The organism is Sulfitobacter sp. EhC04 (genome assembly GCF_001650875.1).
Lineage (GTDB): Bacteria > Pseudomonadota > Alphaproteobacteria > Rhodobacterales > Rhodobacteraceae > Sulfitobacter.
The window spans coordinates 1-14,708 of sequence record NZ_LXYI01000022.1; the positions used below are offsets into that span (position 1 = coordinate 1).

Annotated in this window: 11 protein-coding genes; 8 read left to right on the top strand and 3 right to left on the bottom strand. The window is 56.7% G+C overall.

Translation table 11 applies throughout. The features are described from left to right. Positions 1–203: 203 nt before the first annotated feature. The 8 genes from A8B82_RS10535 to A8B82_RS24805 all read left to right on the top strand — a co-directional run bounded on the left by A8B82_RS10535 (position 204) and on the right by A8B82_RS24805 (position 10,632). On the top strand, positions 204–1,166 hold the full coding sequence (locus tag A8B82_RS10535) for a DUF1403 family protein (protein WP_067291834.1): 963 nt from the start codon (positions 204–206) through the stop codon (positions 1,164–1,166). Then, positions 1,163–1,819: an SMC-Scp complex subunit ScpB gene (scpB, locus tag A8B82_RS10540; protein ID WP_443069338.1), complete on the top strand. Its 657-nt coding sequence runs from the start codon at positions 1,163–1,165 to the stop codon at positions 1,817–1,819. Before A8B82_RS10535 ends, scpB begins: the two co-directional genes overlap by 4 nt. A gap of 154 nt (positions 1,820–1,973) precedes the next feature. Continuing rightward, positions 1,974–3,083, top strand: a complete 1,110-nt coding sequence (locus A8B82_RS10545) for a Fic family protein (RefSeq protein WP_067291836.1) — start codon at positions 1,974–1,976, stop codon at positions 3,081–3,083. Positions 3,084–3,246: 163 nt separating this feature from the next. Next, on the top strand, positions 3,247–6,546 hold the full coding sequence (gene cas9 / locus A8B82_RS10550; protein WP_235604668.1) for a type II CRISPR RNA-guided endonuclease Cas9: 3,300 nt from the start codon (positions 3,247–3,249) through the stop codon (positions 6,544–6,546). Between the two features lie 68 nt (positions 6,547–6,614). Further along, complete coding sequence (locus tag A8B82_RS10555) at positions 6,615–7,082, top strand: CRISPR-associated endonuclease Cas1 (protein ID WP_235604669.1); 468 nt, start codon at positions 6,615–6,617, stop codon at positions 7,080–7,082. Between the two features lie 154 nt (positions 7,083–7,236). After that, positions 7,237–8,865: a Mu transposase C-terminal domain-containing protein gene (locus tag A8B82_RS10560; RefSeq protein WP_138069738.1), complete on the top strand. Its 1,629-nt coding sequence runs from the start codon at positions 7,237–7,239 to the stop codon at positions 8,863–8,865. Continuing rightward, positions 8,843–9,700 carry a TniB family NTP-binding protein gene (locus tag A8B82_RS10565; RefSeq protein ID WP_067291844.1) on the top strand — a complete coding sequence of 286 codons (858 nt, stop codon included), beginning with the start codon at positions 8,843–8,845 and terminating at the stop codon, positions 9,698–9,700. The genes A8B82_RS10560 and A8B82_RS10565 overlap by 23 nt, the downstream gene beginning before the upstream one ends. Next, positions 9,646–10,632 (top strand): TniQ family protein, encoded by a 987-nt coding sequence (locus A8B82_RS24805; RefSeq protein ID WP_082899244.1) that lies wholly within the window; start codon positions 9,646–9,648, stop codon positions 10,630–10,632. The genes A8B82_RS10565 and A8B82_RS24805 overlap by 55 nt, the downstream gene beginning before the upstream one ends. A gap of 109 nt (positions 10,633–10,741) precedes the next feature. Here A8B82_RS24805 and A8B82_RS10570 read toward each other — a convergent pair. From A8B82_RS10570 to A8B82_RS10585, 3 genes are all read right to left on the bottom strand, one after another. Further along, positions 10,742–11,901 (bottom strand): IS3 family transposase gene (locus tag A8B82_RS10570; RefSeq protein WP_138069739.1). Its coding sequence is split into 2 segments (ribosomal slippage): positions 10,742–11,652 and positions 11,652–11,901, totalling 1,161 coding nucleotides; the frame shifts between segments, so codons are not numbered across the junction. 494 nt (positions 11,902–12,395) lie between these two features. Next, positions 12,396–13,616 carry a multidrug effflux MFS transporter gene (locus A8B82_RS10580; RefSeq protein WP_067291853.1) on the bottom strand — a complete coding sequence of 407 codons (1,221 nt, stop codon included), beginning with the start codon at positions 13,614–13,616 and terminating at the stop codon, positions 12,396–12,398. Next, on the bottom strand, positions 13,613–14,596 hold the full coding sequence (locus tag A8B82_RS10585; RefSeq protein ID WP_067291856.1) for an aldo/keto reductase: 984 nt from the start codon (positions 14,594–14,596) through the stop codon (positions 13,613–13,615). Before A8B82_RS10585 ends, A8B82_RS10580 begins: the two co-directional genes overlap by 4 nt. Positions 14,597–14,708: the final 112 nt, after the last annotated feature.

Consider the following 14,708-nt stretch of genomic DNA (forward strand, 5'->3'; position numbering starts at 1 on the left):
TTTCAGGGAAGTGCTTGAATCTCATCAACACCGGCCATCCGACACATTTTCCAGTGAATCCAGTAATGAAATTGAACTGCTTCCCAGCATATCTTGCTACGTCCGATAATGCAAACTTATTGGACATAGTGAGACGCCACAAGGTGGGGCGGTTAATGCTGTATATGCTGGAGTTAAGCGCCGTTGTGGGATAGTGTCACGGCATGACCTTTCAGCCCGCCACCGTCTCTAACGACCTGACCACGCTACCCAAGCTGCCGGCCTGGGTCACCTCCGGACGTGCGGAAACCTTCGAGTCTGTGGCTTTTCGGTCCGGAGCGGCCCTGACGGTGCTGGATGCTCTGGTTTCCGATCCGGCCCAAGGTGTGCCCCTTAAACTGCTTGCCAACCAGCTTGCATTACACGCGGCCACGGCGACGTCTAAGCTCGAAGGACGGGTGGCCCGAGAGGCCGATATCCGCGACTCTTTCCATCTGACCCCGCCCGGAGAGGCACGCGGCCCAGATGGAGACCTGCTGGTGTTCTGGCGGGACACGACGCAGTTACGATTGAGCGTGAGGGATTGGCGAGTGGGCTTAGAGGGCCTCGTTGGTCGGCACCTTGCGGCTGACATGCAAGGATGGCTCGCAGTTGGCTCCAAGCGCGCAAAATCTAACGGGCCATTGGCAGGATGCGTTGCTGTGATGCGGGCAGTCCTCGAGGCAGATGACCGGGCGGAACGGATTGCTTGTTTACTGTCCGATATCGCCTTGGCACGCGTGTTAAACTGGCCGGTGCTCCTACCGATTTCGGCACAAAATCTCACCAAAGCCATGTTGCGCGATTTGGTCGCGGACGGGCAGGGGGCGGACTTGAAAGTTCAGGCGGGCCTTTTGATTTCCATCGAAGACACGATCCGTTTGGCGGGCGATCTCGCATCGAAGGCAGTAGCGTTGCGGGCCGTCGCGCCGAAGCTCCGGGCCAAGGGTTCGGAGGCGGCCGTCGCGCTGTTCCTGTCTGAAGATGCAATCGGTCCTTCAATGATGCTGTCACCGACAATCCAGGGTACCACGATTCCGATGACCGATCGTGCAGCGCGCCGGTTTTGTGACCGGCTCGTCGCACTGGGCGTCGCGCGGGAACTCACTGGGCGGCCGACCTTCCGACTCTATGGGATTGTGCGATGACCCGCTCCGCCATGACCTCCGATGCCAAAAGAAAGAATTCAAAACCGAAGGAGGCCGGACGCGAAGGCGTCTTTGATCGAGAGCTGGAAGACCTGCCGCAAGAGCTGCGGTGGCGGGGATGGATGGGACGGATCGAGGCGACGTTGTTCGCCAGTGCCTCGCCGGTTGGGCGTGAGGACCTGGCACGTGTGGTGGGGCAGGAGGCCTCGGTCGAGATGCTCATTGAGGATATTCAGGCGGAGCTTGTGGGGCGACCATATGAATTGGCGGAGACCGCCGGTGGTTGGATGTTTCGGACAAAGACGCAGTTTGCCGAGGCGATCAAGGCTGCGACTGATCTTGGGGATCAGCCCTTGGCCTTCACCGAGATGGAAATGGGTGTACTCTGCGCCATTGCGTACCACCAGCCGATTGATCGGGCGGGACTGAAGGACATTTTTGGCAAAGATGTCAGCCGCGACCTGCTGGCGCGGCTGCGGTTTAAGGATCTGATTGCGAGCGGGCCGAGGGCACCGCGCGCCGGTGCCCCGCATACCTTTGTGACGACAGAGATGTTTCTGACGGCGTTCGATTTACAGACATTGCGGGATTTGCCTGAACTGGATTTGGCGCTGGCAGACACAGATGAACAGACTCGAACGGTACAGATCTGAGGCTCTTCGCTTTCAATTGGTCGGGCTTTGACTTCCAATCAGTCGGAGTTGGAAGCAGACTTTACGTGTGTTTGCACCTTTTTGAGGTATAGGATTGACTTCTATAGCTCAAAAATGGTCAATATACGAGTTATAGAAAGGGTCTCTATAACTCATGGCATGGAACTGGCAGATATCCGGTTGGCCGGAATTTCGGTATGACGCGGCAGCATTGGCACCGCTTGAGCAGCGTTTCTTGCTGTCGTTGGGTGAAATTCTGGGTGCGGTTCACCATGTCAGTCCGTCCGAGCGCGATCAATTGCGCATCGACTTGCTAAGCGATGAAGCCATGAAGACCAGCGCCATCGAAGGCGAGATGCTGGATCGCCAAAGCGTGCAGTCTTCGCTGCGACGCCAGCTTGGATTGTCGCCTGACAGCTATCCAACCAAGCCCAAGGAACAGGGCGTTGCCGAGATGATGGTCGATGTCTATTCGACCTATGCTGAGCCACTTACGCATGAGACCCTGTTCCGATGGCATAGCATGCTGTTGTCCCATGATCGGCGGTTGGAAAGCGTCGGGGCTTACCGCCAGCATGAAGACGCCATGCAGATCGTATCGGGTCGCATCGATCGGCCGGTCGTGCATTTTGAGGCACCGCCCTCTTCGCAAGTAGCAGGCGAAATGGATCGGTATGTGGATTGGTTCAGCAGAACGGTGCCGAATGCGAAAGAACCCTTGCCCGCTTTGACGCGCGCTGGCCTCAGCCATCTCTACTTCGAAAGCATCCATCCTTTTGAAGACGGCAACGGTCGTTTGGGGCGGGCCCTCGCAGAAAAGTCTCTAGCGCAAAACATGGGCCAACCCAGCCTGATCGCGCTCGCCTACTCGATAGAACGGGAGCGGAAAGCATATTACGATCAGCTTGAGCGGCACCAGCAGACGTTGGATGTGACGCCGTGGTTGGAATGGTTCGCGGAGACTGTTCTGACCGCACAACAGGTCACCCTGGATCGGGTCGGGTTTTTCATCGCGAAGGCGCGTTTTTATGACCAGCACCGCGATCAATTGAACGTCCGGCAGGCCAAGGCGATCGAACGCATGTTCCGTGAGGGACCAGACGGGTTCAAAGGTGGCTTGAGTGCCGAGAACTACATTTCGATTACTGGCACGTCACGGGCCACGGCAACACGGGATTTGCAAGACCTCGTCGAGATGAGCGCTCTGAGTCGGTCCGGCGAACGCCGCTACACGCGCTATTGGTTAAATCTAAAAAGGCCCTGAAATAGGAAGCGCAGGCCGTAGCCTGCGCTCCAATGTGGTGCAATCGAATGCTTGTTAACAGCTCGACGCGGATTTTGAACAATGCAATGTTCCGGCCTCACGACCTCGTTGTCAAGCAGCAACTAGCAAGGTTTGGAAGACCAGCTAAACACAAACAGAATTGGTGTGGACCCAATCTTTTCCCCGAGTTATGCTTTGGTTATGTCAATTAACCCTTAGCAAGGTTTTACACTTAAGGGGTCAAATTATGCGCTTGGGTCTTGACATCGGCACGAACTCAATTGGCTGGTGGCTTTACCAAACGGACGACGGCACGATCACGGATGTGCTTGATGGGGGTGTGCGGATATTCTCGGATGGGCGCGATCCGCAATCCAAGGAATCGTTGGCGGTGGATCGTCGCGTTGCCCGCGCGCAGCGCCGCCGACGGGACAGGTATCTGCGCCGTAAAGCGGCGCTGATGAAGCGGATGGCCGGGGCAGGGTTAATGCCGACCGATCAGGCGCACGCCAAAAAGCTTGAATCCCTCGACCCATACGCACTCCGCGCTGAAGGGTTGGACTGCGAGTTGCCATTGACCCATCTGGGGCGTGCATTGTTCCACCTGAACCAACGGCGAGGGTTCAAATCGAACCGAAAGACGGATCGGGGCGACAATGAAAGCGGTAAGATTAAGGATGCAACCGCGCGGCTTGATTGGGCGATGCGCGATGCCAAGGCGCGGACTTATGGCGAGTTTCTGCATACGCGCCAGCAAAAGGCAGATGATCCAAAACGTATGCCGACGGTGCGCACCCGCTTGACTGTGGCGCGGCGTGACAATGCCGAGAAGGAGGAGGCGGGGTATGATTTTTATCCGGATCGCCGCCACCTGTCCGAAGAATTCGACGCGCTTTGGGCGGCGCAGGCAGACTATCATGAAGCGCTGAGCGATGACCTGCGCGATCAGATCAAAACGATCATCTTTCATCAGCGGCCTTTGAAAACGCCCGAGGTTGGCCTGTGCTTGTTTACGGACGAACGGCGCATTCCATCCGCCCACCCGCTGAACCAGCGACGTATTTTGTTGGAAACGGTCAATGCGTTGCGCATCGTCGCACGGGGTGAGGCGGCACGGCGTCTGACGCTGGAAGAACGCGATCAGATCGTTCATGCACTGGACAACAAGAACCACACTAAAACCCTGTCGGGCATGGCGATGAAACTCAAAGCGCTGGGGAAGGTAATTAGGCTGCGCAGTGACCAGACTTTCACGTTGGAAACCGCCAACCGTGATGCGATTGCCTGTGATCTCGTTCGCGCGAGCCTGTCGCATCCGGACCGGATGGGTGGCGTTTGGACGACGCTAGATGAAGGTGCGCAGTGGGAGGTGGTTCAACGTATTCGTGCGGTTCAAAGCGACAGTGAATTTGACGCGCTTGTTGTATGGCTGGAACAAAATCACGGGTTGGACAATGCCCATGCACAGGCCACGGCCAACGCACCCCTGCCCGAAGGGTATGGGCGGATGGGGTTGATGGCGACGCGCCGCATTCTAGCGGCGCTCCAGTCGGATGTGATGCCCTACAGCGATGCCGTTGCGGCCTGTGGCTGGTCTCATTCTGGTGGGCCAACGGGGGAGGTGTTGGAAAAGCTGCCCTATTACGGTAAAATCCTCGATCGGCATGTAATTCCCGGCACCTATGACGAAAACAACGAAGACGTGAAACGCTACGGGCGCATCACAAACCCCACCGTGCATATCGGGCTGAACCAGATCAGGCGGTTGGTGAACCGGATCATCTGTATTCATGGCAAGCCGGATGAAATCGTTGTCGAACTGGCGCGGGACTTGAAAAACTCCGAAGATCAAAAACGCGAAATCCAGAAGATCATAAAGAAAAACACCGACGCCGCGATTAAACGCGGGGAAAAACTGATCAATGAGTTGGGTCAGAAGGATACGGGCGCGAACCGTTTGGTTCTGCGCCTTTGGGAGGATCTGGGGCATGACGTGATGACCCGCAACTGCCCCTATTCTGGAAAACGGATCAGTGCAGGCATGTTGTTTGACGGATCGTGCGATGTCGATCACATCTTGCCCTATTCCCGCACGCTGGATGATGGCATTGCGAACAAGACCTTGTGCTTGAAAGAAGCGAACCGCCAGAAAAGCAACAATACCCCGTGGGAGGTTTGGGGCGAGACAGAACAATGGGATACCATTGCGGCCAACCTCAAGAACCTACCTGACAATAAGGCGTGGCGCTTTGCGTCAGATGCCATGCAACGTTTTGAAGGGGAGAACGATTTTTCCGCCCGCGCTCTTAAGGACACCCAATACCTATCGCGCATTGCGCGCGCCTATCTGGATGCTCTTTATGATGGCGGGGACGGTAATTCCCACGTCTGGGTCGTGCCGGGCCGTTTGACCGAAATGTTGCGCCGCCATTGGGGACTGAACGGGTTAGAGGCGCTGACGGATAGCGATGAAAACACCGTCAAGGCCAAGAACCGGATGGATCATCGACACCATGCCATTGATGCCGCCGTTGTCGCTGCCACGGATCGCGGCCTGATCCAGCGGATCAGCAAGATCGCCAAACGCGACGAACAGGCTGGCGCCGAAGAGGTCGCACGCAGCGTTTCACCGCCATGGGATGGGTTTCGCGATGATATCGCGGCACAGCTGTCGCGCATCATCGTCAGCCACCGCGCCGATCACGGGCGGATCGACAGCCAAGCGAAACAGCAAGGCGAGGATGCGACTGCGGGTCAGCTGCACATGGACACCGCATACGGCGTGGTTGATGCGGGTCGCGTCGTGAGCCGTAAACCGCTGCTTTCGCTTAGCGAAAGCGATATCAAGAAAATCCGTGACCCTGACTTGCAGCGCCACTTAACACGTGTGACCAAAGGGTTGGATAAAAAGGAGTTTGAACACGCGCTGTCCGATTTCGCTAATGCCCGAAAGCTGCCCGATCAATCTGAAAACCCCTATTTCGGGATGCGTCGTGTGCGGTTGATAGACGCCCTGCAAGACAGCGCGCGCGTGTCCGTCAGAGACAGGGATGGACATATTTATAAGGCCTATAAAGCGGGCAGTAACCATTGCTATGAGGTCTGGCGCCTCCCCGACGGGAAGATCAAACCGTGGGCGATTTCCACGTTTGAGGCGCATCAAACAGGCACGGAATCCAAACCGCATCCGGCGGCAAAACGGCTTTTAAGGGTGTTCAAACGCGATATGGTTGCCATTGAACGGGACGGGGAAACGCTGATGTGCTATGTTCAGAAAATGGACATTGCGAACGGGCTGTTTCTGGTGCCGCATACGGAAGGCAATGCCGATGCACGCAACCGCGACAAGGACGACAGTTTCAAGTTTATCCAGATGTCTGCAGTGTCGTTGATCAGGGCAAAGATCCGCCGGATTCACGTCGATGAAATGGGCCGATTGCGCGATCAGGGACCGCCCCGTTAGGAGAATCCAGAAAACTTGTATAAAATCCAATGTGTTAACGATTCGCGTGGGGGCGTGAGAGGTGACACTTGGACCAAATCATCGAGATTGCCATCGATGGGCGACACCTATCGCGTGACCGTGGATTTCTGAAAGTTTCGCAAGACCACGCCGAGGTCGGGCGCACGCCGCTTGATCAAATTGCGGGTGTGATCGTTCATGCCCATGGTACAACCTGGTCAACGTCATTGTTGACTGAACTTGCAGATCGCGGTGTGCCTGTCGTGTTGTGCGCGGCAAACCACGCGCCAAGATCCGTGTTGATGCCGCTGGAAGGGCACCATGCCCAAGGTGCGCGGATGCGGTCCCAATGGCAGGCGAAAACCTCCCTTGTCAAACAAGCCTGGAAACAAGTGGTGATCGCCAAGGTATTAATGCAGGCCGCAGCCCTTGATGCGGTTGGCGAACCGGACGCCCCGTTGAAAATGATGGCGCGCAAGGTCACATCGGGTGACGCCACCAACATCGAAGCGCAGGCTGCTGTCACTGTACCCTAATTAATCAGAATCACGACTGAAATTTTCATTTGTTTTCAGCAGTGGGCTGCACCCTTAATTTTCATATTGTACCGTTAATTGCCATACTGTACCCTTTATTAGCATATGGTCGATTCTGTGGATAAGTATCGGCCACTTGGGTCAGGAGATTGGCGTGGTCAGCGAGCGTCTTGCAAAACATCGAGCTTCGGTCCTGCGTCCGATCCTGGAGCTTGAGAAGAAGGGTGAGCCGATCAGTGCCGCGATCGGAGATGCTGCTTGGGAACTGGGTCTGGCGAAGAGCCATACCTGGTCCCTTTACCGCCGTTTGCGCGAGAACGATGGGCGGGCCACGGCGTTGGAGCTCGGCCGTCGCGGGCCGCAGCTAGGATCGAAACGGATCGCGCGAGAAGTTGAACACCTGATCGATGCGAGCCTGCGGCGCTATTATCTGGTCCGCGAGCGGCCCAGTTTTCTGCGCATTTGGCGAGAGATCCGTTCGGAGTGCGAGGCGAAGGGTTTTCAGCCCCCGACGCGGAAGACGGTAAAAGCTCGGCTTGATGCGATGGATGAGAAAGAGATTGTTCGAAAGCGTCGTGGTGCCAAGGAGGCGAATAAGACCTTTGCGGCACGTCCGGGCCGACTTGCGGTCGGAACGCCATTAGACATTGTACAGATCGATCACACGATGGCTGACATCATCTTGGTCGATTACATGGATCGGCGTCCGCTTGCGCGCCCCTATCTGACGGTGGCAATCGATGTTGCGACCCGGATCGTTCTTGGGGTTTTTGTCAGCTTTGATGCGCCGTCGGTCTTGTCTATCGCGCTCTGCCTCGATCACTGCGTGCGCCGGAAATCAATCCACGTCCCAGGGACGTTGGAAGAGTTGGTCTGGCCAACGTCCGGTATCCCGAAGGCAATCCATGTCGACAATGCCCAGGAATTCCACAGCGAGGCTTTCTCATCGGCCTGCGAAGATTGGGGCATCGCCGTCGAATACCGCCCGCCTGGTGCAACTCACTTCGGTGGCCACATCGAACGTTTAATTGGAACGGCTATGGGGGCCGTTCATGTTCTGCCCGGAACCACGCAGTCCTCCGCCGCCGAGAAGGGCGACTACGACAGCGGGAAACATGCCGCTCTGACTCTAGCCGAGTTCGAGGAGTGGCTTGATCTGGAGATTTGTCGCTACCACAACACGCGTCACGAAGCCCTTGGGCGAACGCCGCTGGCTGCCTGGGCTGACCTGGGCGGGGACACAGCGGGTCGGCAGGTCATCGACGTTGAAGCCTTTCGCACAAGCTTCTTGCCATTTGAGTGGCGCCAGGTCGGGCGCACCGGGATCACTCTCTTTGGGGTGCACTACTGGAGCGATGTCTTCGCGTCGTTGGTCGGACGCGGTCAGGGCAAGGTTCAGGTGAAATACGATCCGAGGGACCTGTCACAGGTCTGGGTTCTCGTCGACGACGGCCGCATGATCCCGGCGCGGTATCGGGATCTGAGCCACCCGAGGATATCGCTTTGGGAAAGCCGGCGGGCGCGGAAGGAATGGCAGGATCGGCATGTTGGCCGGATTAATGAGAAGGCCCTCTTCCAGGTGATCGATGCGCAGCGTCGGTTGGCTGAGGCGGCGCGTGAGAAGACGAGGACCGCCCGTCTGGAAAGCGAGCGCGCGACGCGGCTTCCAAAGCAAAAGCCGCATCGTGATCCATCCCGGGAGATGTTTGCGATCGATACCGGTAACCCCGACCTTCCCACCTATCCGATTGAAGAGTTTGATGACCCCAGAAGAAAGAATTGACCGCATCCGCAGCGATCATTGGATCGCATTCGACCGTGCAACGATTGTTCTCAACCGATTGACGGCTTTGATGGAAATGCCGCAGCAGAGCCGGATGCCTGGCCTAATGGTCTACGGCAGTTCCGGCATCGGTAAAACGATGATCGCCAAACGCATGGCCAGCAAGTATCCGACACAGTACGATGCAGAACTGGGCATCACGAAAACCCCCATCCTGCTGGTTCAGGCGCCGCCGGCGCCCGACGAGCGACGGTTCTACCAGCATATCCTGTCGACGATCGGAGCGCCGATGTGGGGGCGGCATACCGTGTCCGAACTTGAGGTTCGCGCGCTCAGCCATCTTCGGGATATGGACCTCAAAATGCTGATGATCGATGAGGTGCACAATTTGCTGGCCGGGAGCTACCGGGAGCAGCGCCGGTTCCTGAACATGCTGCGGTTCCTGGCCAACGATCTTTGTGCCTCGCTTGTCGTGTTCGGTGTCAACGAAGCCCTTGAGGCCGTCCGCGGTGACGACCAACTCGCCCGTCGGTTGGACGAACACTACCTGCCGCTCTGGGAGGATGACGTTGAGTTCTCTCAGCTCATTCAGACGTTGATTGCCGCGATGGCACTCGAGCAACGGTCGGGCCTGACAGTCGCGTCGCTTCGGACGATCCTGAAGGTGACGGGAGGTGTGACGTCGCGCGTGTTCATCATGATCAAGTCTTTGGCCGTTGAGGCGATCGAGACGGGTGAGGAGCGGATCACCGATGATGCCGTTCAGTCCTGGCAGCCGGTATGGGCAAAGCACGCCTGGAGCACTCCACGCCGGCCAATGGCAGAGTTCGGGTAACAATCAAACCATTGCCACGCCGTCCGCCGCCGATACGCGATGAGCTGCTCTCGAGCTGGATCAGGCGGCTGGCACAGGCCAATCATTGTTCCGTCGAAGACCTCTGCGGATATCTCGGATTGGGGCAGGGCAGGATGCCGGAGCTAATGAACGATCTCGGACAGGTGAACTGGGCTCGCTTTTGCTCGGCGGTTCAACGGACCCGGGATGAGATCGAGGCCATGGCTCTTCCGGACACGACCCATCTTCCCGTTCAATGCGTATCGCGTGACGACTTCCAGGTTTGCGAAAGCTGCACGGATCAGACGCCCGGACTGATCCTGCGCCACTGGCGCTTGGGTTGGTCGCTGACTTGCGGAAACTGTGGTCGACCCCTTTTGGCGAGGCATCCGTCAGATGGTCTATCAGACAGGCTACGTGTCCGCGCCGCTCGCGGCGCGGCAGTGCTGCAGACTGTGGTTCAAACCAACGATCTTGGGCGCATACGCCGGATCAGCCGCACCTTGTCCGTTCTGAGGATACTTGGTTTGGAGTACCCCGCTTCGTTCACGTCTCGGGGCCAGTTGGAGAGATCAGCAGCACTTGCCGCAGTCGATGTCTGCACGACCCGCCCGTTGCTGGGCGCAGCAATCCTATTGTGCAGAAACGACAGGGCATTCTGGGAGCTCCGCCGTGTCTTTCCCCAGCACAGACGAGTGATTGCGCGGGTGCTAACGCTGTCACACGATCTCGAGAGGCGACTTCCGCGCCAACCAAAAGGGAAGCGTGTGCCAAAGCAAGAAACGCGAACAGCGAACCGACCGGTCGCGTCGGAAGGTGCCCTACAGGCAGCCCGCCAGGCCATCTCTGAGCTTGGGCCCGATGCAGCTCGTCAAGTGCTCTTGGCGCGAGCGGATACAATCTGGAAGCGCGAAAGCTGCGTCAGGTACTGACGCGGAGCCCTGTGGATATATTGTAATTAAGGGTACAAAAACCGCCGAAAAGGCGTCCAATCCGCAGAATCTGATTAATTAGGGTACAGTGACACCGAGGCTCCCTCATTCATAACGAGAGTCTGCGGGTCTGGTTTTCATATTCTTCGGTTTGGGTTTGAGCAAGCGCGGCGGGCGCGGAGCCCTCAAATTGCTCAAGCGTCCGGCGCGCTTCTGCGGGTGTATTGTTGCCGAGTGACGAGTGCGGCCTGACGTCGTTGTAATCATATCGCCATAGGGCCAGCTTGCGTCTTGCATCGTCCAGGCTGTCGAACATCTCCTCGTTTAGGAGTTCGTCGCGCAAGCTGCCGTTGAAGCTCTCGATGAAGGCGTTCTGCTGGGGCTTGCCAGGATCGATGTAATGCCACTCAACGCCGTTGCGGTTGGCCCATTCCAGGATCGCGCGACTGGTGAACTCCGTCCCGTTATCACTGACAATGCTAGCCGGTTTGCCATAGAGCCGGACAAGTGCATCCAGTTCCCGTGCCACCCGTGCGCCTGAGATGCTGGTGTCAGCCATCAGGCAGAGGTTCTCACGACAGCAATCATCATTCACAGCCAGGATGCGGAACCGCCGCGATGCGCCGAAAGTATCGGACAAGAAGTCCAACGACCATCGTTCACCCAGTCTTAGAGCTTCTGGCATCGGTGTGCGTGACCCACGAGCCCGTTTGCGCCCACGTCGCGGCCTGACGCCCAGTTTCTCCTCCGTATAGAGGCGATACAGCTTCTTGTGGTTCATGATCATTCCCTTGCGTTCCAGCATCACCCCGATCCGCCGATAGCCGAACCGGGGGCGTTTGTGCGCAACGGCCTTCATCTCCTCGCGGATCTCAGGATTGTCAGGCGGACGATCACGCCGAACGGTTTTGGGGTCGACACCGACAAGACGGCAGGCCCGACGTTGCGAGATGTCATGCTCTCGCATCGCCTTAAGCGCTGCCGCTCGCCGCTCAGCCGGTGTCGTTAGTTCTTTCCCAGCAGATCCTTCAGTACAACATTGTCCAACATGGCATCCGCCAGCAGGCGTTTGAGTTTGGCGTTCTCGTCAGTGACCGCGCGCAGCTTCGCCGCATCCGACACCTCCATGCCGCCATACTTCGACTTGAACTTGTAGAACGTCCCCTGGCTGAGACCGTGCTTGCGGCACACCTCAGCAGTTGGCATCCCGGCTTCTTGCTCTTTGATCATCCCGATAATCTGGGCTTCTGTGAAACGGCTCTTTCGCATCTGTTTGCTCCTTCGAAAGGTTGAGCAAACTCTACATTAAAGTGCGGGAGGTTTCGGGGGGCAGGTCAATATTCTTGCCCCGGTTTTGGATTCGACATTGGCAAGAAATCCTTGACCTTTAGATTTTTGGGTCTCTTCGTTGCAGGCAAGTCCGTGACTCCGAAATCACTATTTGCCTTCCGAAGTAGAGCAAGAAATTGGAAAATTTCACCGATACTTGCGGATAGTTTGAACGCTTTCCCGCATACTTCGATGGTTATGACGGTTGTGGACCGGCTCTATGAAGAGGGTAATGTCTATTGCCATCTATTCGCGCAGGCGGGTTTTCAGGTGGAGTGACGTGATGATCCCAGGCGACCACATGGGTTTCATATGAATACATAATTCTTGCCGACTGTTAGCGCAGCGATTAATCGTATTGGGCCTACGTTCGCTGAGTGGTTGACCCTCAGGGCCGAAAAGGCACACACTGAACCATGCGTCATGGATTTTCGTCAGAAAATACCCGCTTGGGGTCTTACGCGCCACAAGGCCAGAAGAGTGAACAAAAGACATCCGCAACCGCCGACGGCACTGACAATTCCCAATGGGCCCGGCGTACCATCGGCAAGCCATCCAACTGTGGCAGCACCGATCATACCGCCGCCATACTGGATGGCTCCAACAATCGCGGATGCCCCGCCCGTTCCTGAGACAATTCTCGAAAGCGCGCCGGAAATCGCATTGGCGAGGATTAGTCCGTTCATGCTGATGAACAGGAAATTGACCATAATCAATGCGGTAAGACCGCCAAGATCAGTTGTCGCAACCACCGCGAAGCAGAGTCCGATGAGCGCTGCGGAAAAGCCGCCTATAAGTAAAACCAAATCGCTGTCCCAGATGCGAACGAGAACAGCATTCAAAAGATTGGCTGCCATAAGTCCAAGAATGACCGACGCGAATATCAACGCATACGTCTGCGGTAAAAGGCCATAATAGTTGATATAAGCAAAGGGAGCACCGGCAATGACCGCAAAATTCCCAACATAAAACAAGCCGATTGCGGCTGAGTAGGACAGTAGCACCGGGTTTTGAAAATGGGCCGCGTAGCCTTTGAAATCATCTAGTGGAGTGCCGGTAGAACGCCGTTCCGGTGAAAGGCTTTCAGGCAGTCGGAGAACTGCCAGAATGGTTGCCAAACCGATGGCTGAGAGCGTCCAGAAGATTGCTTGCCAGTTGATGTACGCCAGAATTTGGGCACCGGCAATCGGACCCAATAAGGGTGCAACCGCCATGACAGTCATCAGGATCGAAAGGACACGCGCAGCTTGATCCCGCTCGTAGATGTCCCGAACCATCGCACGAGCAAGTGCAACCCCGGCGCTTGCGCCCATAGCCTGAATGATCCGCCAAAGGATAATGGTAGTGGGTGTTGTTGACAGGGCGCATCCGGCAGATCCGAGGATAAAAACAAGCAATCCGATCAAAATCGGCCTGCGTCGGCCAAAGCGGTCGCTGACCGGACCCCAGAACAGCTGGCCGAAGCCAAATCCGAGCAGGTAGGTCGAGACGACGAACTCGAGCTCGCCCTCCTTGGCACCGAGGTCTTTGGCCATTGCCGGAAGCGCGGGCAGGAACAGGTCAGTAGAAATCGAAGCGAAGGCGAGCAGGGCCCCAAGTGTTGCGAGAAGTCGAAGCTCATCGCGCGGGCTCTGATTGGCCCTGGCAGGTGTCATAGGCCGGAGAAAGCCATGATATCGTCAGGATACCGTGCCCCTTCGATCTTGAAATCTTGGGAGAGGTTGTCGATCTCGTTGAAATCTTCTGGGCTAAGGAGCACATCGACAGCACCAAGGTTCTCTTCAAGGCGCGACACAGCGCGCGTGCCGAACAGCGGCACGATAAATGGCCGTTTTTCTAAGAGCCATGCTAGGGCGATCTGGGCAGGCGTCGCTCCAAGCCTCTGCCCGATGTCCTTTATGCCATTGACCAAAACCATGTTCTGGACTTGTGCCTGTTCAGTGAAGCGGGGGGCGCGGCTACGTATATCGGTGACTTCAAACTGCATCGAAGGGGTGACCTTGCCGGTCAGAAACCCTTTTCCAAGCGGACTAAAGGGTATGAGGCCGATCCCTAGTTCTTCGAGAAGGGGCAGAATTTCGTTTTCAGGCTCGCGTGTCCAGAGTGAGTATTCGCTCTGCAGGGCCGTCACTGGCAGAACCGCATGCGCACGGCGGATGGAGTCTGCACCCGCTTCAGAGAGCCCGAAGTGGATGGCTTTTCCCTCGGCTATTAGATCTTTGACAGTGCCTGCGACATCTTCCATTGGTACGTCTGGGTCAACCCGGTGTTGATAGAGAAGGTCGATACAATCGATTCCGAGCCGGCGCAGCGAACCTTCAACAGCGCTGCGAATTTGTTCTGGGTGGCTGTTTACTCCCCCAAGATGCACACCACTGGTTTGATCGACGTTCCAACCGAATTTTGTGGCAATCTTTATTTCATCGTGTCTTCCGGAAATGGCCTCTCCGACTATCTCTTCGTTGACCCAAGGACCGTAGACCTCGGCCGTATCTATCAGTGTGATGCCACGATCAATCGCAGCCCGAAGGACATCGACAAGGCCCGAACGATCCTTCAGGGTACCATACCCCATTGCACCAATGGAAAGGGCCGATACTTCAAAATTAGAGTGTCCGAGTGTGCGTGTCTTCATTTTCGCCTCGTTCCTTCGGTTTTTGCTGCTTTCAGTTATGCGCTCGCATCCGTTCTGGCTATCGCCGATTCCGGTAAGGTCTTCACCGGGAAGCGATCATGAAGATGCTTTG

Coding starts and splice junctions, on each gene's coding strand:
- A8B82_RS10545 (WP_067291836.1), top strand. CDS start 1,974: ATGGCATGGAACTGGCAGATATCCGGTTGGCCGGAATTTCGGTATGAC.
- scpB (WP_443069338.1), top strand. CDS start 1,163: ATGACCCGCTCCGCCATGACCTCCGATGCCAAAAGAAAGAATTCAAAA.
- A8B82_RS10565 (WP_067291844.1), top strand. CDS start 8,843: ATGACCCCAGAAGAAAGAATTGACCGCATCCGCAGCGATCATTGGATC.
- A8B82_RS10585 (WP_067291856.1), bottom strand. CDS start 14,596: ATGAAGACACGCACACTCGGACACTCTAATTTTGAAGTATCGGCCCTT.
- A8B82_RS10580 (WP_067291853.1), bottom strand. CDS start 13,616: ATGACACCTGCCAGGGCCAATCAGAGCCCGCGCGATGAGCTTCGACTT.
- A8B82_RS24805 (WP_082899244.1), top strand. CDS start 9,646: ATGGGCAAAGCACGCCTGGAGCACTCCACGCCGGCCAATGGCAGAGTT.
- A8B82_RS10535 (WP_067291834.1), top strand. CDS start 204: ATGACCTTTCAGCCCGCCACCGTCTCTAACGACCTGACCACGCTACCC.